The sequence below is a fragment of the Gallibacterium melopsittaci genome (assembly GCF_042433085.1).
GTDB lineage: Bacteria > Pseudomonadota > Gammaproteobacteria > Enterobacterales > Pasteurellaceae > Gallibacterium > Gallibacterium melopsittaci.
Map to the genome: position 1 here is coordinate 1 of NZ_JBHLWA010000049.1, position 24311 is coordinate 24311.

Annotated in this window: 19 protein-coding genes, 1 tRNA gene and 1 riboswitch; of the genes, 7 read left to right on the forward strand and 13 right to left on the reverse strand. The window is 35.0% G+C overall.

Annotation, left to right across the window (positions count from 1 at the left end; genetic code table 11):
- Nucleotides 1-235: 235 nt before the first annotated feature.
- The 4 genes from ACFFHT_RS09905 to ACFFHT_RS09920 form a co-directional block, all read right to left on the reverse strand.
- Nucleotides 236-502, reverse strand: coding sequence for a DUF5339 domain-containing protein (locus ACFFHT_RS09905; RefSeq protein WP_382375796.1), 267 nt, complete (start codon nucleotides 500-502; stop codon nucleotides 236-238).
- A gap of 167 nt (nucleotides 503-669) precedes the next feature.
- The gene (nrdB, locus tag ACFFHT_RS09910) at nucleotides 670-1800 is read right to left on the reverse strand and encodes a class Ia ribonucleoside-diphosphate reductase subunit beta (RefSeq protein WP_382375798.1); all 1131 of its coding nucleotides are present in this window, start codon (nucleotides 1798-1800) and stop codon (nucleotides 670-672) included.
- A gap of 59 nt (nucleotides 1801-1859) precedes the next feature.
- A complete protein-coding gene (gene nrdA, locus ACFFHT_RS09915) occupies nucleotides 1860-4130 on the reverse strand; it encodes a class 1a ribonucleoside-diphosphate reductase subunit alpha (RefSeq protein ID WP_382375800.1) in 2271 nt (756 codons plus the stop codon).
- A 443-nt stretch (nucleotides 4131-4573) separates the two neighbouring features.
- Complete coding sequence (locus ACFFHT_RS09920; protein WP_382375802.1) at nucleotides 4574-4984, reverse strand: H-NS family histone-like protein; 411 nt, start codon at nucleotides 4982-4984, stop codon at nucleotides 4574-4576.
- A gap of 159 nt (nucleotides 4985-5143) precedes the next feature.
- Nucleotides 5144-5323: riboswitch (Lysine riboswitch) on the forward strand.
- Nucleotides 5324-5416: 93 nt separating this feature from the next.
- Between ACFFHT_RS09920 and ACFFHT_RS09925 the strand changes: the two genes are divergently transcribed.
- From ACFFHT_RS09925 to ilvN, 3 genes are all read left to right on the forward strand, one after another.
- Complete coding sequence (locus ACFFHT_RS09925; RefSeq protein WP_382375804.1) at nucleotides 5417-6952, forward strand: Na+/H+ antiporter NhaC family protein; 1536 nt, start codon at nucleotides 5417-5419, stop codon at nucleotides 6950-6952.
- A gap of 217 nt (nucleotides 6953-7169) precedes the next feature.
- A complete protein-coding gene (locus ACFFHT_RS09930; RefSeq protein WP_382375806.1) occupies nucleotides 7170-8888 on the forward strand; it encodes an acetolactate synthase 3 large subunit in 1719 nt (572 codons plus the stop codon).
- Nucleotides 8888-9385, forward strand: a complete 498-nt coding sequence (gene ilvN, locus ACFFHT_RS09935) for an acetolactate synthase small subunit (RefSeq protein WP_382375808.1) — start codon at nucleotides 8888-8890, stop codon at nucleotides 9383-9385. The genes ACFFHT_RS09930 and ilvN overlap by 1 nt, the downstream gene beginning before the upstream one ends.
- A gap of 50 nt (nucleotides 9386-9435) precedes the next feature.
- Here ilvN and ACFFHT_RS09940 read toward each other — a convergent pair whose 3' ends face one another.
- The 4 genes from ACFFHT_RS09940 to erpA all read right to left on the reverse strand — a co-directional run bounded on the left by ACFFHT_RS09940 (nucleotide 9436) and on the right by erpA (nucleotide 13164).
- On the reverse strand, nucleotides 9436-10800 hold the full coding sequence (locus ACFFHT_RS09940; protein ID WP_382375810.1) for an L-serine ammonia-lyase: 1365 nt from the start codon (nucleotides 10798-10800) through the stop codon (nucleotides 9436-9438).
- Between the two features lie 96 nt (nucleotides 10801-10896).
- Nucleotides 10897-12189, reverse strand: coding sequence for a serine/threonine transporter (locus tag ACFFHT_RS09945; protein WP_382375812.1), 1293 nt, complete (start codon nucleotides 12187-12189; stop codon nucleotides 10897-10899).
- Nucleotides 12190-12387: 198 nt separating this feature from the next.
- A complete protein-coding gene (locus ACFFHT_RS09950) occupies nucleotides 12388-12762 on the reverse strand; it encodes a YacL family protein (protein ID WP_382375814.1) in 375 nt (124 codons plus the stop codon).
- A 60-nt stretch (nucleotides 12763-12822) separates the two neighbouring features.
- Nucleotides 12823-13164, reverse strand: a complete 342-nt coding sequence (gene erpA, locus ACFFHT_RS09955; protein ID WP_382375816.1) for an iron-sulfur cluster insertion protein ErpA — start codon at nucleotides 13162-13164, stop codon at nucleotides 12823-12825.
- A gap of 120 nt (nucleotides 13165-13284) precedes the next feature.
- Between erpA and map the strand changes: the two genes are divergently transcribed.
- Both map and glnD read left to right on the forward strand, forming a co-directional pair.
- Nucleotides 13285-14118, forward strand: a complete 834-nt coding sequence (map, locus tag ACFFHT_RS09960; protein WP_382376131.1) for a type I methionyl aminopeptidase — start codon at nucleotides 13285-13287, stop codon at nucleotides 14116-14118.
- 100 nt (nucleotides 14119-14218) lie between these two features.
- The gene (gene glnD, locus ACFFHT_RS09965) at nucleotides 14219-16849 is read left to right on the forward strand and encodes a bifunctional uridylyltransferase/uridylyl-removing protein GlnD (RefSeq protein WP_382375818.1); all 2631 of its coding nucleotides are present in this window, start codon (nucleotides 14219-14221) and stop codon (nucleotides 16847-16849) included.
- A gap of 48 nt (nucleotides 16850-16897) precedes the next feature.
- Here glnD and sixA read toward each other — a convergent pair whose 3' ends face one another.
- Nucleotides 16898-17353, reverse strand: a complete 456-nt coding sequence (sixA, locus tag ACFFHT_RS09970; protein ID WP_382375820.1) for a phosphohistidine phosphatase SixA — start codon at nucleotides 17351-17353, stop codon at nucleotides 16898-16900.
- A gap of 184 nt (nucleotides 17354-17537) precedes the next feature.
- On the opposite strand from sixA, the gene pyk reads away from it, so the two are divergent.
- Nucleotides 17538-18977 carry a pyruvate kinase gene (pyk, locus tag ACFFHT_RS09975; protein ID WP_382375822.1) on the forward strand — a complete coding sequence of 480 codons (1440 nt, stop codon included), beginning with the start codon at nucleotides 17538-17540 and terminating at the stop codon, nucleotides 18975-18977.
- 267 nt (nucleotides 18978-19244) lie between these two features.
- Here the strand turns inward: pyk and ACFFHT_RS09980 are convergent.
- The 3 genes from ACFFHT_RS09980 to asnS form a co-directional block, all read right to left on the reverse strand.
- Nucleotides 19245-19321: transfer RNA gene (locus ACFFHT_RS09980), tRNA-Val, on the reverse strand.
- Between the two features lie 120 nt (nucleotides 19322-19441).
- Nucleotides 19442-20050 (reverse strand): glutathione S-transferase family protein, encoded by a 609-nt coding sequence (locus tag ACFFHT_RS09985; protein ID WP_382375824.1) that lies wholly within the window; start codon nucleotides 20048-20050, stop codon nucleotides 19442-19444.
- 81 nt (nucleotides 20051-20131) lie between these two features.
- Nucleotides 20132-21535, reverse strand: coding sequence for an asparagine--tRNA ligase (gene asnS, locus ACFFHT_RS09990; RefSeq protein ID WP_382375826.1), 1404 nt, complete (start codon nucleotides 21533-21535; stop codon nucleotides 20132-20134).
- Nucleotides 21536-21793: 258 nt separating this feature from the next.
- Between asnS and ACFFHT_RS09995 the strand changes: the two genes are divergently transcribed.
- On the forward strand, nucleotides 21794-22999 hold the full coding sequence (locus tag ACFFHT_RS09995; protein ID WP_382375828.1) for an ROK family protein: 1206 nt from the start codon (nucleotides 21794-21796) through the stop codon (nucleotides 22997-22999).
- Between the two features lie 254 nt (nucleotides 23000-23253).
- Here the strand turns inward: ACFFHT_RS09995 and ACFFHT_RS10000 are convergent, their stop codons facing one another.
- Complete coding sequence (locus ACFFHT_RS10000; RefSeq protein WP_382375830.1) at nucleotides 23254-24297, reverse strand: Gfo/Idh/MocA family oxidoreductase; 1044 nt, start codon at nucleotides 24295-24297, stop codon at nucleotides 23254-23256.
- Between the last annotated feature and the right edge of the window lie 14 nt (nucleotides 24298-24311).

Below are 24311 nucleotides of genomic sequence, written 5' to 3' on the forward strand. Positions count from 1 at the left end.
AAAGTGGTTTAAAGCCTTGTACTATATGCTTTTAAACCACTTTTTACCAACTTTTTTGTCCTATATGCCAAAAGAAATCTATTGATTAAGTAAGACATAATGGGTGAGATGAAAATTGATAGTGATTGATGATGAAAAGAAAAAAATCAGAGATGCTTTTATCTAGATACCCCCCCCCACTAGAGGGACAACATTCATTGTGAGAGAGGTAATACAAATATAGTTAATCTAACTATTATTTAATACCCATTGCTGCTTTAGATTGTTTTAATTGCTCAAGTGCTTGAGTACAACTTTGATCTTGTGCCGCTGTAGGTAATGCAGCGAATTGTTGTTTTGCAGCTTCATATTGTTGTTTATATGCGTCCGCTTGTGCTTGTGGCATAGCTTTAAGCATACCTTCATATTCCTCAAAATATTTTTGGCAAGAAGGGGCTAAATCAGCTGCCGATACGCTCATTGCAGTACCTAATAAGGCAAGAGAAATAAATAATTTTTTCATAGTCAAACTCCTGTAAAGTTAATAATTAACAATAAGAATACCTATAAGTCATAGGCGTGCAAATAATAACACAACTATATTGGAGTATCTATGTTAAGAAATGGTGATGATTGAAGAAAAATTACAAAGGGCATAAATATTCATGCCCTAAGTTTTAAAGATAAAAGTTACAATTTGAAATCTTCAAAATCGTCAACATCGACTTTTGAGTCAATTTGACCAACAAGATAGGAACTTACTTCTACTTCTTGTGGAGCAACCTGCACATTATCGGATACCAACCAAGCATTAATCCAAGGAATTGGGTTGGAACGCGTTGCAAATGGTAATGGTAAACCAACAGCCTGCATACGAATATTAGTAATGTATTCAACATATTGGCAAAGAATATCTTTATTTAAACCAATCATTGAACCATCTTTAAAGAGATAATTTGCCCACTCTTTTTCTTGTTCTGCGGCAGCAACGAATAGCTCATAAGCTTCTTGTTGGCACTCTTCAACAATTTCTGCCATTTCAGGATCATCTTGTCCTGCCGCCATAATATTTAAAATATGTTGTGTGCCAGTTAAATGTAATGCTTCATCACGCGCAATAAACTTGATAATTTTCGCATTACCTTCCATTAACTTACGTTCTGCAAAGGCAAAGGAACAGGCAAAGGACACATAAAAACGAATAGCTTCGAGTGCATTTACACTCATTAAGCAGAGATAAAGTTGACGTTTTAGATTGCGTAAGGTCACGGTACATTCTTTACCATCAACTGTATAAGTACCCTCACCATAAAGCGAGTAGAGTTGGGAATCACGAATTAAATCATCATAATAAGCAGAAATATCTCTAGCACGTTTGATAATTTCTTGATTGGTTACAATATCATCAAACACAATAGATGGATCGTTCACAATATTACGAATAATGTGCGTGTATGAACGAGAATGAATCGTTTCAGAAAATGTCCAGGTTTCAATCCACGTTTCTAATTCAGGGATAGAAACAAGAGGTAACAATGCCACATTTGGACTACGACCTTGAATAGAGTCTAATAGTGTTTGGTATTTTAGATTACTAATAAAAATATGTTTTTCATGCTCAGGTAATGCCTGATAATCAATCCGATCCTGTGACACATCAACTTCTTCAGGACGCCAGAAAAACGAGAGTTGTTTCTCAATCAGTTTTTCAAAAGTTTCATATTTTTGTTGATCATAGCGTGCCACATTAACATTTTGTCCAAAGAACATTGGTTCTTTGAGCTGATCATTTTTATTTTGTGAAAAAGTGGTATATGCCATCAGTTTTTCCTCAAGATTGAATTAAACAGTAAAAAGGTCAGTAATACTGACCTTTTTGATTAGATTTTACAAGCACCGCCTGCACAGCCATCATCAAGATCTTCTTGGCTATCTTCGGCACCATCACGAGTATTTTGATAATAAAGTGTTTTTAAACCATATTTATAAGCAGTTAATAAGTCTTTTAATAACTGTTTCATTGGTACTTTACCATCTTCAAAACGTTGTGGATCGTAGTTAGTATTTGCAGAAATTGCTTGGTCAACGAATTTTTGCATAATCGCTACTAGGTGTAGATAACCATCATTTCCTGGTATATCCCATAGTAGTTCATAACGATCACTTAGATTTTCATAATCAGGAACAACTTGGCGTAAGATACCATCTTTTGACGCTTTAATACTCACATAACCACGAGGAGGCTCAATACCATTGGTTGCATTAGAAATTTGTGATGATGTTTCAGATGGCATTAACGCTGTCAATGTTGAATTACGTAAACCAAACTCTTTGATCTCTTTGCGTAAACTTTCCCAATCATAATGCAAAGGTTCTTTAGTTAACTGATCGACATCTTTCTTATAAGTATCGATAGGCAAAATACCTTTTGCATAAGTGGTTTCGTTAAAGAATTCACAAGGTCCAAATTCTTTCGCTAAACGATTTGATGCTTTTAGTAAATAATATTGAATTGCTTCAAAAGTACGATGTGTTAAATCGTTTGCTGAACCATCAGAATAACGCACCCCATTTTTCGCAAGGTAATAAGCATAGTTAATTACCCCAATTCCTAATGAACGACGTCCCATTGAACCAATTCTCGCCGCTTTAATTGGATAATTTTGATAATCAAGTAAAGCATCTAAAGCACGTACTGCTAAATCTGCTAAATCCTCTAATTCATCGAGATTTTCAATAGCTCCTAAGTTAAAAGCTGAAAGTGTACAAAGGGCAATTTCGCCATTTTCATCATGAATATGTTGCAACGGTTTAGTTGGTAAAGCGATCTCTAAACAGAGATTAGATTGACGTACTGGTGCAACTTCAGGATCAAATGGTGAATGTGTATTACAATGATCCACATTTTGGATATAAATACGCCCTGTTGACGCACGCTCTTGCATAAGTAACGAGAATAACTCAACGGCTTTCACTGAACGTTTACGAATTTCAGGATCTTGTTCATATTGTAAATAGAGCTGTTCGAATTTTTCTTGATCAGCGAAGAAAGCAGCATAGAGTCCTGGTACATCTGATGGACTAAATAGAGTAATATCACCACCTTTAATTAAGCGTTGATACATTAATTTATTGATTTGAACCCCATAATCCATATGACGTACACGGTTATCTTCTACGCCACGATTATTTTTTAATACCAATAAACTTTCTACTTCTAAGTGCCAAAGTGGATAATAAACAGTAGCTGCACCACCACGCACGCCACCTTGCGAACAAGATTTTACAGCGGTTTGGAAATGTTTATAGAATGGGATACAACCAGTATGGAAGGCTTCACCATTACGAATTGGACTACCTAATGCACGAATTGCTCCTGCATTCACCCCAATGCCTGCACGTTGAGAAACATATTTTACGATTGCGGCTGAAGTCGCATTAATAGAATCTAAGCTGTCATCACATTCAATTAATACACAAGAACTGAATTGACGTGTTGGTGTACGTACGCCAGCCATAATTGGTGTTGGCAATGAAATTTTGAATGTTGATGTTGCATCATAGAAACGTTTGATATAACTCAAACGTGTTTCTTTTGGATATTGTGCAAATAAGCAAGCCGCAACCAAAATATATAAGAATTGCGCAGACTCGTAAATTTCACCTGTTACACGGTTTTGAACTAAATATTTACCTTCTAACTGTTTAACTGCTGCATAAGAAAAGGTCATATCACGCCAATGGTCAAGATAAGTATCCATCTCATCCCATTCTTCACGGGTATAATCAGTAAGTAGTGATTGATCATATTTCCCCATACGTACAAGGCGCTTAACTTGCTCATATAAACGAGGTGGTTCAAAATGACCAAAGGCTTTTTTGCGTAGATGGAAAATTGCTAAACGAGCAGCAAGATATTGATAGTCAGGGGTATCTTTACTGATTAAATCTGCGGCTGATTTAATAATGGTTTCGTGAATATCAGATGTTTTAATCCCTTCATAGAATTGAATATGAGAACGTAATTCTACTTGTGAAACTGACACATTATCTAAGCCTTCTGCAGCCCAGGTAATCACACGGTGAATCTTATCTAAATCAATTGGCTCTAAACGACCATCGCGCTTAGTAACTCGGAGTGATGTATTCATTAAAAAGCCCCTAACACAATATATAGTATCTGAAAAAATTTTTGCATCAATATAATGTGTTTCAATAAAAACTCAAGCAGAAAAATATGCAGAAATGAGAGATGTGCAATTGACAAAAAGTAACTTATTAATTTGCAAAAGATTTCTAGCTGTATAAAAAATGGGCGGGGCAACTGATAGCTTAAAAAGTCTTCATTCTAAAAAATTTAGTATATAACAAATAGGAATATTTGTATAAATCAATATGTTATGATTTTTATGTAAATAAATAATAAACATTAAATAAGTACAATTTAGTCATCTTTAAATGAAATATAAAATATTCTATATATCTCTCCTTAGAAAATAGCATGAATAATTGAAAAAGATTTACAGATAAAATTTATAAGACATAAAAATAAAGAACCTATTTAGTGACAATTAAATAGGTTCTTGGAAAAAAATTAAATTTCAAAACTTTCTAAACTTGCACCTTTATCAAGCTGAATTTGAATTGCTTTTGGTGTTCTTCCTTGGCCAGTCCAAGTTTTTTCTGAACCATCTAAATCTGTATAACGATATTTTGCTGGACGAGGAGCACGTTTTTTATGTTGTGATGGATTGAAACGATGTAAATTCATTACTTCTAATAGTTCTTCTGGAGAGATACCTTCTGATTTAAGTAATTCTTTATATTTTTCAATTTTTTCTTGATGTGCTGCTAATACTTGTTGTTGTTGAGCCTCTTCTTCCTTTCTTTCTTGAACAACAAGTTCGAATTTTCTGAAAATAGTTTCTAATTGTTCCAAAGGTATTTCTTTTGCAAAAAGACGTAAAGAGCGAATATTATTTAGTGTTCTTAATAATTCTTCCATTAATAATCTCCTCAGAAATGTAGTTAAGAGTATATGATTAATAAAAATACTAATGAATTCTAACAAAAATAATTTAAAAGTAAATATCAATATTAATATTTTAATTGGATATTTATTTAAAATACTTGCATTTTTTATCACTTATTGTATCTTTTAGCCACCTGAAGTAGAGGTGCGATTATTATAAGTATCTTCTTGGAGCTGACTGCATTGAAGAGAAGGGAAAGGAATAACCGCCGAAATCAATTAAGCGTCATCTTAATTGGTTGGGATCGTTACCGAAAGGGACGATACTGTCATAGTAATTATTTTGTGTAACTATGGAGCGCTACGAGTTAGGCTGGTTAATCTATCCATTATCCTTCCTTTTGTGAAACCTTTCTTCGCTAAATAACTCGCTAGACTCTTCTTAATTTTATATTAGGTTAGCGTATGGAACTTATTGATTATTCTTCTTCTATTTGGTCGATTGTACCGCCTTTATTAGCTTTAACTTTAGCGATGATAACACGTCGAGTATTATTATCTTTAAGCGTTGGGATTATTGTTGGCGCATTAATGCTAACAGATGGAAATCCATTAAATGCTGTTATTTATATTAAAAATAGTGTGCTTTCTTTAGTTTATGGTGAAGAAGGTATTAATAGTAATAATGTAAGTATTATTATTTTCTTATTAATGTTAGGTGCATTAACTTCTTTATTAACGGTTTCTGGTAGTAATCAAGCATTTGCCGTATGGGCACAAAAGCATATTAAAGGTAGAAGAGGAGCAAAACTATTAACAGCTTGTTTAGTATTTTTTACCTTTATTGATGATTATTTTCATAGTTTAGCTGTTGGTGCAATTGCTCGCCCAGTTACAGACAGATTTAACGTTTCTCGTGCAAAATTAGCCTATATTTTGGATTCTACTGCTGCACCAATGTGTGTATTAATGCCAATTTCTAGCTGGGGGGCATATATTATGACTTTAGTAGCTGGATTATTAACGACACATGCGATTGCAGATTACTCACCAATGGGCGCTTTCGTTGCAATGAGTTCAATGAACTATTATGCATTATTTGCATTATTTACAGTGTTCTTTGTGGCTTATTTTTCATTTGATATTGGTTCAATGGCAAAACATGAACGTAAAGCAATGGAAGTGGTAGAACAAGAAGATAATGTAATTGATAATAATAATCAGGGCAGTGTAAAAGGATTGATTATTCCAATTATCGTATTAATTATTAGTACAGTTGCTATGATGATGTATACGGGTTATGAGGCTTTAGCCGCAAATGGCCAAAATTTCTCTGTGTTGGGGGCATTCGAAAATACCACCGTTGGTATTTCATTAGTGGTTGGTAGTTTGGCATCTTTTGTTGTTGCATCACTCTTTATTTTTAATCGAATTAGTTTTTCAGATTACATCAAAGCAATTTTAATCGGTTTTAAATCAATGTCTGGAGCGATTACAATTTTATTCTTTGCTTGGACAATTAATACGATTGTAGGAGATGTGAATACAGGTAAATATTTAGCCAGTCTGATTAGCGGTAATATGATGACTCAATTATTACCTGCACTATTATTTGTGCTAGCTATCGCAATGGCTTTCTCAACAGGTACAAGTTGGGGAACTTTCGGTATTATGCTACCAATCGCAGCAGCAATGGCAGCAAATGCTGATCCTTCGTTGATGCTTCCATGTTTATCTGCAGTGATGGCTGGGGCGGTTTGTGGTGACCATTGCTCACCAGTATCAGATACTACTATCCTTTCTTCAACAGGTGCACAATGTAATCATATTGATCATGTAAATACCCAGTTGCCTTATGCAATCGTAGTTGCGGTCGCTTCTTTTGTTGGCTTTATTTGTTTAGGATTTACTAGCTCAGCTATTATTAGTTTTGTAACAACGGCGGTTGTTTTGGCAGTGTTATTCTTTATTTTTAGATCACGTCAACCAATTACAGCATAAATTAAATAAAAAATATAATTTTATAAAATACGGCTTAATGCCGTATTTTTTTATCTTTTCAGAAATCTATTTTATTTAATTTTTAAAAACAGCTATTTTTTAGAGTTAAATCCTAAATTTGATGCATATCACATAAAAAATAGCTATAGACAAGCTATCTAAGTTGCAGTAAAAATAGTAACCAAGATGATTAATAATAATAACTGGAGAACTAAAGATGAAAAAATTATCTGGCGCCGAAATGGTGGTGCAGTCGTTACGAGATCAAGGTGTGGAATATTTATTTGGCTATCCAGGTGGATCGGTGCTTGATATTTATGATGCTATTCATACGCTTGGCGGTATAGAGCATATTCTAGTACGTCACGAACAAGGTGCTGTACATATGGCGGATGGATACGCACGTTCAACAGGGAAAGTAGGGTGTGTATTAATTACTTCAGGTCCAGGGGCAACAAATACCATTACAGGAATTGCGACAGCTTATATGGATTCTGTGCCATTAGTTGTCTTATCAGGTCAGGTAATGGGAAATTTAATTGGTAGTGATGCATTCCAAGAGTGTGATATGGTTGGGATCTCTCGTCCTGTAGTGAAACATAGCTTTTTAGTGAAGAAAGCAGAAGATATCCCAATGGTAATGAAAAAAGCCTTTTATATTGCTTCAACTGGTCGTCCTGGCCCAGTGGTGATTGATTTACCAAAAGATATTTTAAACCCAAGTATTAAATATAATTATAGTTATCCTGAAGAAGTGCATTTACGTTCTTATAATCCAACCTTACAAGGTCATAAAGGACAGATTAAAAAAGCATTAAAAGCGATTCAAATTGCTAAACGCCCAGTATTGTTTATTGGTGGTGGTGTCATTACTGCAAATTGTGCAAAGAAAGTGACAAAATTTGCTCATCACTTAAATCTTCCAGTAACAGCCTCATTAATGGGACTTGGCGGTTTCCCAGGACAAGATCCACAATTTTTAGGCATGTTGGGAATGCATGGAACTTATGAAGCTAATAATGCGATGCACAATAGTGACTTAATTATTGGTATTGGAGTACGTTTTGATGATCGTACTACCAATAATCTTGCTAAGTATTGTCCTAATGCCCAAGTGATTCATATCGACATTGACCCGACCTCTATTTCAAAAAATGTGATTGCGAATATCCCTATCGTTGGCGATGCACAGATGGTATTAGATGAATTTCTTGCCCTATTAACGGATGAAGATATTGCAAAAGCACAGCAACAGTTAGCAGAGTGGTGGCAGCAAATTCATCAATGGCAAGAGAAAAAATGTTTAACTTATACAACAAATAATGAAGTGATTAAGCCACAACAAGTGATTGAAACGCTTTATCGTTTAACGAATGGGGATGCTTATATCGCTTCTGATGTAGGGCAACATCAAATGTTTGCTGCATTACATTATCCATTTGCTAAACCTCGTCAATGGATTAATTCTGGCGGTTTAGGTACGATGGGATTTGGCTTACCTGCTGCATTAGGTGTGAAATTAGCACATCCAGAAGCGACCGTAGTTTGTGTGACAGGTGATGGTAGTATTCAAATGAATATTCAAGAATTGTCAACCGCGAAGCAGTATGGCATTCCGATTGTGATTGTCAGTTTGAATAACCGTTTCTTAGGAATGGTAAAACAGTGGCAAGATATTATTTATGCGGGGCGCCATTCTCAATCTTATATGGATTCATTGCCTGACTTTGTCAAATTAGCAGAAGCCTATGGACATGTTGGTATGCAAATTAATTCACCAGCAGAATTAGAAGAAAAATTAAAACAAGCGCTTGCAATGAAAGATAAGGTTGTATTTGTGGATATTAAAGTGGATGAAACAGAACATGTTTATCCAATGCAAGTGCGTGGTGGGGCAATGAATGAAATGTATTTAAGCAGAACGGAGAGATCATAATGCGTAGAATTTTATCAGTATTATTAGAAAATGAATCTGGAGCATTATCACGAGTTATCGGGTTATTTTCACAACGGGCATTTAATATCGAAAGTTTGACCGTCGCACCAACAGATGATCCAACACTTTCTCGAATGACAATTGAAGCATACGGTGATGAACAAGTATTGGAACAAATTGAAAAGCAACTGCATAAATTGATTGATGTTTATCGTGTAATTAATTTAAGTGATGTTGAACATGTTGAGCGTGAAATTCTGCTCATCAAAGTGAAAGCACAAGGGCAAATTCGAGAAGAAATTAAGCGAATGGCGGATATTTATCGTGGTCAAATTGTTGATATTACACCAAAAACTTATACGGTGCAGTTAAGTGGGGATAGCGAAAAAGTAAATGCCTTTATTCGTGCAGTTAAAGAACAAACTACGATTGTGGAAGTTGTTCGTTCTGGGTTAATTAGCCTTTCTCGCGGAGAGAAAAACTGTTTGTTATCTTAATCTTGTATTAAGAAAAGAGAAGGGAGCATATAATTTGCTCCCTTAAATTTTTAATTACAAATTACTTTTATCGCTAACCCACCTTGTGAAGTTTCACGATATTTCGCATTCATATCTTTGCCCGTTTCGTACATCGTTTCAATCACTTTATCGAGCGTAACGCGAGGTTGTGTGTTACGACGTAACGCCATACGACTTGCATTGATCGCTTTTACAGCAGCAATCGCATTACGTTCAATACAAGGTACTTGTACTTGCCCACCAACAGGATCGCACGTTAAGCCAAGATTATGTTCCATGGCAATTTCTGCTGCCATACATACTTGTTCAGGCGTGCCGCCCATAATTTCAGTTAATCCAGCTGCTGCCATCGAACAAGCCACGCCTACTTCTCCTTGACAACCAACTTCCGCACCTGAAATAGAGGCGTTCATTTTATATAATGAACCAATCGCACTGGTGGTTAACAAATAACAATCACGTACCTCATCTGTGATTGGTGCGATAAATTTTTGATAATAAGCAAGTACCGCAGGTACAATGCCACAAGCCCCATTGGTTGGTGCAGTAACCACGCGACCGCCCGCTGCATTTTCTTCATTTACTGCCAATGCATACATATTAATCCAGTCAATAACTTTCATTGGATCACTAGAAAGAGAATTATTAGATTCTAATAGACGACGTAAACTTGCTGCACGGCGGGGTACTTTCAATGGTCCTGGTAATAATCCATCTGTATATAAACCGTGTTGAATACAGGCTTCCATTGTTTGCCAAACTTTGCTCAAATGCGCATTTAACGCTTCTTTGCTATGTAAAGCATGTTCATTGCGTAACATGACACCAGAAATGGCCAAACCATTTTCACGACAATGATCAATAAGGTCTGCCGCATTTTGATACGGAAATGGTACATTACTTTCATTCGCCTGTTGTTGATTAAAATGTGCTTCATCAACAATAAAACCACCACCAATAGAGTAGTAGGTTTCACGTTTTAATAATTGATCTTGATGATAAGCACTAATCGTCATCCCATTTTCGTGTAATGGCAAGAATGTTGAATGAAATTCCATATCTTGATAGAAATCAAATGGAATCGTATGTGTCGCCAAGGCTAAAGGAAACTGTTTTTGTTGCTTTAATTGATCAATAAAAATGGGAATTTGATCAATATCTACGTTATCAGGTAGATAGCCTGCAAGCCCCATAATAATTGCAATATCGGTGTTATGCCCACGTCCAGTCATAGAAAGTGAACCATAGACATCAATATGTAAATGCGTTACTTGCATTAATTGATTGTCAGCGATTAATTGATCAATAAATTGTTTTCCCGCTTTCATTGGTCCAACCGTATGTGAACTAGATGGTCCAATGCCAATTTTGTACATTTCAAACACACTAATCATAAATACTCACAAATTTATTATTATTCGTTATAAAAGATGCCTTAGGTAACATACCTAAGGCAAGGAGATGAATTTTAACGAAAATTACAACTTTCGTTAAGCAATAAGGTTATAAACAATATTAGAAATTGCGACTAATCCCATAATGACAACAAACACATTACTCCATCTGCCACGATAGCGCTGCATTGCTGGGATATGTCTGATTGCGTACATTGGCATAATAAAGAGAATCATTGCAATAATAGGACCACCTAGAGATTCGATTAAACCTAAAATGCTCGGATTAATAATGGCGACAAACCACAAAGAAAGTAGGAAGAATAGAGCAGCGACAAGGTTTAAATGACGTGAATTTGAATTGACTTGTGATGAGTTTTCGCCTTTCAATTTTAAATATAAACCTAATAAACCTTCACGTGCTCCCATATAGTGTCCAAAGAACGAACTGGTGATGGCTAAAAAGGCAACCAATGGGCCTAAATAAGAGATATATGGATTATCAAATTTATTAGCTAAGAAAGACAAAATAGCAATATTCTGTTCTTTTGCTAGTGCAAGATCTTCAGGTGTTAATGTGAGTACACAGCTGAAAACAAAGAACATCACGAACAATAATAAAATAGTTGCTGTTCCTTTTAAGGTCTTGCTTGCATGATGCTCGGCAACATCAGTAAATTTATATTGACGTTGTTGGGATAATACAAAAGAGGAAATTGCTGGAGAATGATTGAATGAGAACACAAGGACTGGAATCGTGATCCAAAGAGTTAATAGAAATTCTTTTGCAGTAGGTACTTCTTGTAACATACTGGTATTCCATTCAGGGATAAGATAAACCGATAATGCAAATAAAATAAAGACTAATGGATAAACCAACCATTCTGTTACTTTTAATACTACTTTTTCACCTAATAAGAAAATTCCAATTAAGCTCCCAATAAGGATTAATGAGAGTAAGAAACGTGGTGGAGAAGCCATTTGTAATTGATTTACAAGAAAAGAATCAACGGTATTAGTAATACCATTACCATAGATGAGTAGAATTGGGAAAATCGCAAAGAAATATAATAGGGTAATTAATTTTCCAGCAGTTTTGCCAAAGTGTTCTTCTACTACTTCCGTAATATCACTACCTGGTTTAGAGGAAGAGAGGACAAATCTTGCTAATCCTCGATGTGCTAGATAAGTCATAGGGCCAACAATAATTGTCATAATAACTAATGGCCAAAAACCGCCTTTACCTGCATTAATAGGAAGGAATAATACACCAGCACCAACTGCAGTACCGAATAGGTTAAGAATCCAAGCAATGTCGAATTTATTCCAACGTTTAGATTGTTCTGTTGCAGAATGCACAGACTCATTTACAGTTTGCTCATTTAACATACACACACCTTTTTAAATTTAATTTATATTTTTATAAAGCCCTTTAGGGCGGCGTTATAATAGTTAAATGAATACTGGACTTCAAAAACAAAAAGGAAGTAATGTTTAATAATGTGATCGTAATCGCAGAAAAAAATCAATAGTGTTACATTTATGCAATATAAGTGCTTAAAAATAAAACAAATTATTAATTAAAGATTATTCTTGAATAAATTGTGCATAAGCATTTAAGAAATGAATAAAATCTTCAACACCACACAAAGCAATATTTTCTTCATCATAAAATTGCAAATCGTCTTCTAAAATTTCATCAGAAGATGATTCATCAAAAAGAATATTCGCCTTAACCATTATTTCATCGGCATTAATGTGTAATGAAAATTCTTTACCTGAAATAATTTTATCTATGGTATGAGGTTGAGTACGAGATTGTTCAATTGCCATAAGAATTTGCTCAATTTTTGCTAAATTACCTTGAATCTCGCTATTTGCCCAACGAGCAACCGCTTCATGTTCCATTGAACAGCTGACATTTACCGTTTGACGATCAATTCGATAAAATTGGAATTCCATGTTGTCACCTCTATGATTCAAAAAGAAAGGCTATCAAGTTGATAGCCTTAGATATGTTGATTAGATACTGAAAGAAGAACCGCAACCACAAGTTGTTGTTGCATTTGGATTATCAACAATAAAGCGAGAACCTTCTAATCCTTCGGTATAATCAACAGTACCACCAATTAAATATTGCAAACTCATTGGGTCAACAACAAGTGTAACGCCTGAGTTATCGATAGTTAAATCACCTTCGTTCACATTTTCATCAAAAGTAAAACCATATTGGAAGCCACTACAACCACCACCAGTAATATAAACACGTAATTTTAAATTTGGATTGTCTTCACCAGCAATGAGATTTTTTACTTTATTCGCTGCTGCATCAGTGAAAGTAAGAGGGATTGACACATCACTCATTTTTTAACTCCTATCAATAAATCCCACAAAAAATAACGCTGCTATTATCTAATAACCTAGTAAATCGTTCAACAATTTCATGGAAAGGTTTTTTCATTAGATAGTAAATAGTGTTATTATATTGCGCCTAAAACAAGAACAAAATTGGAGAAAAAAATGGCAATTCCATTAAGAACAGCAGAAGAAATTGAAAAATTGAGAGTAGCGTGTAAATTAGCCTCAGATGTATTAGTGATGATTGAACCTTATGTGAAAGCTGGTGTAACTACTGGTGAGTTAGATCGTATTTGTCATGATTATATTGTGAATGAACAAAAAGCTATTCCAGCTTGTTTGAATTATCACGGTTTCCCAAAATCTGTTTGTATCTCAATCAATGAAGTCGTATGTCACGGTATTCCAAGTGATGATAAAAAACTAAAAGATGGTGATATTTTAAATATTGATGTTACTGTGATCAAAGATGGTTATTTTGGTGATAATTCAAAAATGTATATTGTTGGTGAAGCACCTATTCGCAGTAAAAAGCTATGTGAAGTGACACAAGAATCGCTCTATTTAGCATTACGCACAGTCAAACCAGGTATTCGTTTAAATGAAATTGGACGTGTTATTCAACAATATGCTGAAAAACAAGGATTTTCAATCGTTCGTGAATATTGTGGGCATGGCGTAGGAACCGAATTCCATTGTGATCCACAAGTGTTGCATTATTATGCGGATGATGGCGGTGTAGTATTACAACCAGGAATGGTATTTACTATCGAACCAATGATTAATGCAGGCAAAAAAGAAATTCGTTTAATGGGCGATGGTTGGACAGTAAAAACCAAAGATCGTAGCCATTCTGCACAATATGAACATCAAATTGTGGTAACCGAAAATGGATGTGAGGTGTTAACTATTCGTGATGAAGAAGTGGGACGTATCCAACGAATAATGGTCAACAACTAATTGCTGAAAAAAGCGACTTTAACTGCAAAGAAAAAGTCGCTTTTTTATTAGAAAAAGCATAAGTTAGTTGAATTATAAGAACACCCATAACAGGAATATTATGCAAACACAATTTACTTTACCAACCTTAACGAGTAGCACATTTACCCCATTAGAGATTCGGCAGTTATTTAATCAACTAAAAGAGAAGGAAGCTCAAGAATTTTCTCAAAATATCGATATTTATCAATTAATTAAACAACGTAGTCAACTTTGTGATCAATTATTATTGGCTTTATGGAAACATTTTGCCTTTGATCAACAACCAATGCTCAGTTTAATTGCTGTTGGTGGCTATGGTAGAGAAGAGATGTTTCCGCTTTCTGATCTCGATTTTTTAATTTTATCCTCTGAACCATTAACAACAGAATTAGAACAAAAAGTTGCAGAGTTTGTACAATTCTTGTGGGATTGTCATTTTGAAGTTGGACACAGTATTCGTACCTTGTCGCAATGTCTGGAAGAAGGTAAAAATGATATTAGTATTGCAACTAACCTATTAGAATCTCGCTTCTTAGCAGGCAATCAAGCATTATTTAAACAGCTTACGCAACATATTTATCAAGATGACTTTTGGTCAATCAAAGATTTTTTTGTCGCAAAACAAGCAGAGAAAAATGAACGTTACCAACGTTATCATAATACAGGCTATAACTTAGAGCCTGATATCAAATATAGCCCTGGTGGTTTACGTGATCTGCATTTATTGTATTGGATTGCTTGGCGGCATTTTAAAGCCAAAAATCTTAATGATTTATTGACCTTTGGTTTTATTTATCCAGAAGAGTATCAAGCATTATTAGATTGCCAAACCTTCCTGTTTAAAATGCGTTACGCACTGCATTTAGTGATTAAACGTTATGACAATCGTTTGTTATTTGAGCGTCAGTTAAAAATTAGTGAAATGTTGGGATATCAAGGTGTTGGAAATCAAGCTGTTGAAACGATGATGAAAGCCTATTTCCGTAATTCTCAACAAATCATTCAATTAAGTGAAGTCTTAATGCAGGATTACCAAGAACAATTTCTATCTCCTAGTTGCACCAAAACAGCAGAAAAAGTAGCAATTAGTCCAGCATTTTGCTTAGTAAACAACAGCATTAAGTTACAATGTAACGATATTTTTCATCATCAACCAGAAACAATGGTTGAGTTATTTTTGCAACTGTGCCGTTATCCTCAAAGTTATATTCATTCAAGTACATTACGTCAATTACGTTTAGCATTACTAAATTTTCAAGGGTATCTCAGTCAAAATGCACAAGCACGAGATTACTTTATGCAAATTTTTAAACAACCACAGGCAATCACACGAGCGATTGCACCAATGCATCGTTATGGCGTATTAAAAGCCTATTTACGAGAATGGAAACATATTGTTGGCTTAATGCAATTTGATCTATTCCATGCTTATACTGTAGATGAGCATACTATTCGTCTTCTATTAAAATTAGAAAGTTTTGCAAAATCAGACGCTGCAGAAATTCATCCACTTTGCTATCAAATTTATCCAACGCTAACACAACGTCCACAACTTTATTTAGCAGCATTATTTCATGATATTGCTAAAGGACGTTCTGGTGATCATGCTGAATTAGGGGCAATTGATATGTATGATTTTGCTATTTTGCATGGATTTAGTGAGCAAGATGCAGAATTTATGGCATGGTTAGTATTATCACATTTACAAATGTCGATTGTTGCACAACGACGTGATATTCATGATCCAGCAGAAATTCGACGCTTTGCGAATATTGTGAATAATAAAACCCGTTTAGATTATTTATTATGTTTAACAGTAGCGGATATTTGTGCGACTAATGAAACTTTGTGGAATAGTTGGAAGCGTACTTTATTAGCAACACTTTACCGTTATACCAAGCAACAGCTAGAGCAAGGTATAACGGTACCTTTAGATTATAGTATTCAAATTCTGCAAAATCGGATTAAAGCATTAGATATTATGCAGCCGATGCTAGAAAAATATCAGATTAAGGTAAATGATGTGAATAAGCTCTGGCAACGTTGTCCAGAAGAGTATTTCCTCCGCAACACCTCTAAACAGCTTGCGTGGCATGCTGAACATTTATGCCAGATTGAAGATTTAGCTAATGAAGTGGTGGTATTGGTCAGTAGTCGTTTTTCTCGTGGTGCAACAGAAATTTTCATTTATTGTGCGGATCAACCACAACTCTTTAATAAAGTAGTACGAACCCTTGATGCGAAAAATTTAAGTATTCATGATGCACAAATTATTACTGCAGCAAGTGGAGAAGTGTTTGATAGTTTTATTGTTACTGAAGCAGACGGTAGTGCCTTACGCAAACCGCGTCGAGATGAAATTTCCCAAGTGCTAAAAGCTGTATTACAAGGTGAAAAACGAGTGCCAACCGCAACAGCACGCCGTAGTAGTAAGCTACAACATTTTAATGTGCCATTGGAAGTTCGTTTTTTAAATACGGAAAAAGAAGAGCAAACAGAATTGGAATTAATAACTAAAGATCGTGCTGGTTTACTTGCGATTATCAGTGATATTTTTACTGAACAGCAATTAGGGTTAATTAATGCCAAAATTACAACTAATGGTGAAAAGGCAGAGGATTTCTTTATTTTAATGAACCAGAAAGGTGTTGCTTTAACGATCGAAGAACGACGTTTATTACAATTAAAGTTAGAAGCTGGTTTACAATAAAGAGAACTTAGAATATCTGCATCTATAAATAGTAGATGCAGATCTGTTTTATGCAGTTGGAATCTTAAATTCAATCAATTTTGTAATCTGTTCTGTTTTTTCTAAATGAACAATGGTGGCAGGATGAAATGCAATTGCCTCGCGGATTCCTAAAGCAGTAACAATTTCATCCACGAGAGGTAAGTGAGAAACAATTAGTACGCTTTTTACCCCTTGTTGTTGTAATGTTTCTAAATAATCAACGACTAACTCTGGATTGCCGTGTGGCGTTAAATTATCCCAAGTTTCTGTAAGAATTGAATGCGAAAAATGTTGTTGAACATATTGATAAGTTTGTTTTGCTCTAAGATATGGGCTGACAAGAACTTGTTCTGGAAGCATTTGTTTAACTAGCCATAAACCCTGTTCAGATGCTTGCTCTTCACCTCTTGCTGTTAATGGTCGATCTTTATCATTAAAAGCGGAAAAACCTGCTTCCCCATGGCGCATAATAAAAATATCCATCTACCTACCTCGATTAAGTGATTCGTTAAAATTTAACGGAGATATTCTCGCATTACATAAAAAATCAGCGTATAATCTCCCACCGTTTTATTATAGGTACTTTACTTTGAAAAGTATCATCTCTTCCATCAAAAATTTTAATTATTTAAATTTCAAGTATTGTTGTTATCTTACGGAGTAATTAATGTCTAGAAGACTAAGAAGAACCAAAATTGTTACGACTTTAGGTCCTGCTACAGATAAAGGTAATAATTTAGAAAAAATTATTGCAGCTGGTGCAAATGTAGTGCGTATGAATTTCTCTCATGGCACACCAGAAGATCATATTAATCGTGCAGCAAAAGTACGTGAAGTTGCAAAAAAACTTGGTAAACAAGTGGCAATTTTAGGTGATTTACAAGGCCCTAAAATTCGTGTTTCTACTTTTAAAGACGGAAAAATCTTCTTAAATGTTGGTGATAAATTTATTCTGGATGCTGAATTACCAAAAGGTGAAGGTACACAAGAATCAGTTGGTTTAGATTATAAAAATCTACCGAAAGATGTTGTACCAGGCGATATCCTCCTTTTAGATGACGGACGTGTGCAATTAAAAGTTCTTTCTACTGAAGGTGAAAAAGTATTTACTGAAGTAACTGTTGGTGGTCCACTTTCTAATAATAAAGGTATCAATAAATTAGGTGGTGGTTTATCTGCCGATGCGTTAACTGAAAAAGATAAAGCCGATATTATTACTGCTGCTAAGATTGGTGTAGATTATTTAGCAGTTTCATTCCCTCGTTGTGGTGCAGATATTGAATATGCACGTAAATTAGCCGTAGAAGCTGGCCTAAATGCAAAAATCGTTGCAAAAGTGGAACGTGCAGAGACTGTCGCAACACCAGAAGCTATTGACGACATTATTAAAGCATCTGATGTAATTATGGTTGCTCGTGGTGATTTAGGTGTTGAAATTGGTGATCCAGAACTTGTTGGTGTACAGAAAAAATTAATTCGTCGTTCACGTCAATTAAATAAAGTGGTTATTACCGCAACACAAATGATGGAATCAATGATCAGCAATCCAATGCCAACTCGTGCAGAAGTAATGGATGTAGCAAATGCGGTATTAGATGGAACTGATGCAGTGATGTTATCTGCAGAAACTGCAGCAGGGCAGTATCCAGCAGAAACTGTAGCTGCAATGGCAAAAGTATGTTTAGGTGCAGAAAAAATGCCTAGCATCAATGTTTCTCGTCACCGTATGGATGTTGAATTTTCTTCGATTGAAGAGTCTGTGGCAATGTCAGCAATGTATGCAGCAAACCATATGAAAGGTACTGCTGCAATTATTGCAATGACCAGCACAGGTCGTACAGCTCGTTTGATGTCACGTATTAGTTCAGGATTACCGATTTTTGCCCTTTCTCGTAATCAAAGTGCATTAAATCTCTGTGCTTTATATCGTGGTGTTGTACCAGTTTACTTTGAAGAAATGAGTCGTACTGTTGAGGGTGCTAAAATTGCAATCAACTTATTAAAAGAAAAAGGTTATTTAGTATCTGGAGATTTAGTTTTACTTACACAAGGCGATGAGTTTATCTCTGGTGGTACAAATACTTGCCGTACTTTAGTTGTAGATTAATCTCATCTTTTTTAGATCATTAGTTAAAAACCTCTAGCAGTAATGTTAGAGGTTTTTTGTATGTTTCTTGAATGAGTAATAAGCACATTAATACTGATATGTTATATAAAATGTGATTGTATCTTGTTACTAAACTTGTTACTAAAAATCGTGATTTAAGGCGAAATAGTACGAACAGTTGCGGAAAGTGAAAAAGTTAAAAAGCCTTGTTGGAAGTGGGTTTGTTGAGTTTTTTTGGAAAATTACGAAAGGTTGCGAAAAGGTAGATGGTGCGACCGGGTGGACTCGAACCACTGACCCCCACCATGTCAAGGTGGTGCTCTAACCAACTGAGCTACGGTCGCTTTGCGAAAACCACGTCATTATAATGAGCTGCTAAGGAATTGCAAAACATTTTTAAACAAGAACGAATTAAATGCCTAAAAAGCCAACAAATTAAGTATTTAATTCATTCTGAATAAAGATTATTTTGCGATCCATTCTTGGTAACTTGCTAGATGAAGTAATTTCTGTTGATAAGCTCGTGATTGAGTAGAGAAGTAACGCTCTAAACTATAAGTTTCAATCCGACCAGCAACTGGCACAAAGAATGCATCTACTGCGGTGAATTGTTCTCCGGCTAAGTAAGGACCACCAAAACGTTCTAACCCTTGTTCCCATAATTGATTAATTCTGTTTAAATCAGTAATAACAGATTCTGGTACGTCATTTAATGGTGTTTTCACTAAAGGAGCAAAACCACAAACCTGACGTAATGATGCAAATCCAGAGTGCATTTCAGCACAAGCAGAACGAGACCAAGCTCGTGCTTGACGGTCCGTAGCCCAAACTTGAGGGTAATCCTCAGCAATATATTCAATGATGGCTAAACTATCCCAAATAATTTGTTGATCATCATGTAACGTTGGGATTTTGCCTGTTGGAGAAAATTGTAAGAAAGTATGACGTTGTTGTTGGCGATCAGCTAAAAAATTAACTTGAATATCTTGAAAAGGAATACCTAGTTCTTTCAATAAAATCCATGGTCGTAAAGACCAAGATGAAGCAGGTTTACTAATATAGAGAGAATACATAAAAACTCCTTAAAAATTAAGATCAAAAAAAGCCAAATGGTATAAGAACACATTTGGCTTTATAAGAATTGCTTGTTTAAATTAGAATGATGCGTTTCTTGGTGAACGAGGGAATGGAATTACATCACGAATATTTTGTACCCCAGTTACATATACAATTAAACGCTCAAAACCAAGACCAAAACCTGAATGTGGTACAGTACCATAGCGGCGTAAATCACGATACCACCAATAATCTTCCTTCTTCAAGCCCATTTCTTCCATACGTTGATCTAACACTTCTAAACGTTCTTCACGTTGTGAACCGCCAATAATTTCACCGATTCCTGGCGCTAATACATCCATTGCAGCTACTGTTTTACCATCATCGTTTAAACGCATATAGAATGCTTTAATATCTTTTGGATAGTTTTTCACGACAACAGGGGATTTGAAATGTTCTTCAGCTAGATAACGCTCATGTTCAGAAGAGAGATCAATTCCCCATTCCACAGGGAATTCAAATGCTTTGCCACTTTGTTTTAAAATTTCAATCGCATCAGTGTAATCAACTTGAGCAAAATCAGAATTAATGAAATTTTGCAAACGTGTAATCACTGTACTATCTACATGTTTTGCAAAAAATTCCATATCGTCCATACGTTCTTCTAAAACAGCTTTAAAGACATATTTCAGCATATCTTCTGCCAATTTTGCATTATCTGCTAATGTTGCAAATGCCACCTCTGGCTCTACCATCCAGAATTCAGCAAGGTGACGGGTAGTATTTGAGTTTTCTGCTCGGAATGTTGGACCAAAGGTGTAGATTTTACTTAATGCACACGCATAAGTTTCACCATTAAGTTGACCAGATACGGTTAAGAAAGATTCTTTACCGAAGAAATCTTGGCTAAAGTCGATATCGCCTTTTTCAGTTTTTGGTAAATTGGTGAGATCTAATGTTGAAACACGGAACATTTCACCTGCTCCTTCAGTATCTGAAGCAGTAATTAATGGGGTGGCAACCCAATAGAAACCTTGTTCATTAAAGAAACGATGAATAGCTTGTGCAAGACAATGACGTACACGTGCAACTGCACCGATTAAATTAGTACGAGGGCGTAAATGTGCTACTTCACGCAAATATTCAATAGAGTGGCGTTTTGCTGCCATTGGATAAGTATCTGGATCTTCTACCCAGCCACACACTTCTATTTTCTCAGCTTGTAACTCAACAGCTTGACCAGCTGCAGGAGATTCAACTACTTTTCCAGTCACTACAACTGAACAACCCGCAGTTAAACGTAAAATTTCTGATTGGTAATTTTCGATGGTTTGTTCAATTACAACTTGGATAGGAGAGAAGCATGAACCGTCATAAACGGCTAAAAATGAAACGCCTGCTTTTGAGTCACGTCTAGTACGTACCCAACCGCGTACAACTGTGGACGAACCAATCGCCACATCGCCTTTCAAAATTTCGGCGACTGATTTAGCTTGTGTCATAGTAACCTCAAATGAATTTTTTGTTTTTTGTAAGCATGCCATTCTACAATACTTTATGAGTGGGATAAATGCAGAAACTCAAATCTAGTAGAATTTATCAACAAATTTTTAAAATTAAAAAATATTTAAAAATAAAGTGTGAGATTTTTCTCAAATTTGATGTAAACCACTTGAGAATGGAGTGAAAAATTCGTATAAAAAGCAAAATTATTATCTTATGGAGTCAAACAGTTTTGGAGTGACTGTTTGCAGGGTCTTATGGCAAAGCAGTTATTAAATTCACCACAAAAATTACAACATTTAGGGACAATCTATCGTTTAATTGAACAATTTGATTTGATTTCACGGATCGATTTATCAAAAATTTCAGGATTAGCACCAGCCAGTATAACCAATTTCACCCGTGATCTAATTGATTTAAAGTTAGTAATCGAGCGTACAACACAAACCCCAATCGTACGTGGACGTCCTGCTGTTGGTTTAGCAATTTCCCCATTTTATTGGCAATCTTTATGTGTTGTATTAAATGAACGAGAAATGACAATTTTTCTTTGTGAGCTTAATGGGAAAGTCGTTGCAACAAAAAGTTATCCTATTCTATCAAAGCAACTTCCATTATTAACCTCTTTATTAATTGAAAATTTGAAAGCTTTTCAAGCTGAATATCAACAAAAAATTGTACAGCTTTTTGCTATTTCAATTTCAGTAGAAGGGTTATTAAACCGTCAACAAACAGGAATTGAGCGTTTAGGGCAATTTAGTGTAAATCTGGAATTACAAGCAGAATTAAGGCAAGCATTTAAATTGCCTATTATTTTATCTGAATATTTTTCTGCTTGGGTATTTGCTGAATCTTCTTTAGGGGCTGCTATCAGTAGTGATAATGTGATTTTCTTACAGGTTGATGATGCAATTAATATGAGTGTATCCATTAAAGGAAAAATGATTCAAGGTAGTAAACAACAGCGAATGAATATTGATAGAGTTTGTTTGCCAACTTTAAATCCGTTGGCTGAAATTATTAGCCAAGATTTATTACCTGAAGATGCACAACAATTACAACATCATGTTACCTATGCTGCAATTTATCGTTTGGTCAATCATTTATTACCAAATAATCTCGAAGATAATGCCCAAAAAATTGAGTATCTTTGTGATTTAGCAAATCAAGGTAATGAGCAGGCAATAGCGATTTTACACTATGTTGCAGATGGTATTTCATATGTATTGATGAATTTAGTTAATATTTTTTCATCCGATAAGATTATGATTAATTCTACCTATCTAGGTTCAAACCCTATTTTTGTTGAACATCTCAAACATAGATTGAATCAAAATTTATTACTTGATCAACATCAAGTAGATATAGTTACTGGACATTATGCACAAAATAATGCGGTTGTAGCGAGTGCAATGGTGAAAAAGTATCTTTATAGTGGAGAATTAATAGGCTCGTTATTATAAACAGAATTAAACAATTATAGTTACCTCGATCATATCGAGATAATTTTTTCTTTTCTAAAAAAGAAAAACCCCTGTTCTATGAAGAACAGGGGGAGGTTTCAATGAATAAAATAAAAAAAACATTTGCTTACGCATTTGCAGTCACTAGCGGTTACTAAGACCAACCAAAAAAAAGAAAGTTCAAAAAATTTAAAAAAAAATTGAATTTATTTTAGAGAAAAAATATTTCTTAAATAAAAACAAATAGTTATCTTTTATTTGAGGATGATTTTTTGTCCATTTTCAGCACTTTGATACACTTTTTCGATTAATTCTAATACTTTTGCGGCTTGGAAAGCGGTAACTTGTAGTGGTTCATTGGCAGTCAATGCCGCATAAATATTATCGTAATAAGCCTGATAATTTCCTGGAATGGTTTCTAAAGTTGTACGGATATGTACACCATTTACTTCTGTATTTAGAATTCCCCAATGTTCTTTTCCTTCTTTATTCCAATCTCCTTGAGGGATAACACCAGCCATTAATAAGGCCTCTTGATTATCAATACCATATTTCAAATACGAACCTAACGTACCATGCAAAGTAATAACTGGCCCTTGTTCACGCACATATTTACTAGACGAAAGTGTGACTTTTTTATCTGGATAATATAAATAAATTTGGAAATTATCTTCGCCTAATGTATTAGGATGCTGGCAACGTAAATCTGCAAATAATGCCTCTGGTAAACCAAAAAGATGAACAACATGATCAATTAAATGAACACCTAAGTCATAAACTAATCCAACACCACGTTCCCCCGTTTCTTTCCAAACTTTACTATTTTTAGCTTGTGTATAGCGATCATAATGTAGTTCGTAATCTACGATATCACCTAATAATTGACTCGCTAAAATCTGTTTCACAGTCAAAATACCATTATCCCAACGGCGATTTTGGTAAACAGATAATTTGACTTGTTGTTTTTCTGCTAATTCAGCTAATTCCAATGCTTCAGCAGCAGTAACACTTAATGGCTTTTCAACAATAACATGTTTGCCCGCTAAAATTGCATGCTTAGTCATTGTGTAATGGGTTAAATTTGGCGTAGTAATGATCACTAAATCAACATCGTCTAGTAATAAATCATCAAATTGACGAACTGTTTGAATATCTGGATATTTTGTAGCAACCTTATTACCGCTACGTTCAAAAATTTTGACGACTTTAAAACGAGAATCATGCAGCAAAAATGGCAAATGGAAAACATTAGCGGACATTCCAAAACCTGCTATCCCAACGCGAATAACTTGTGACATAAATCATATCTCCT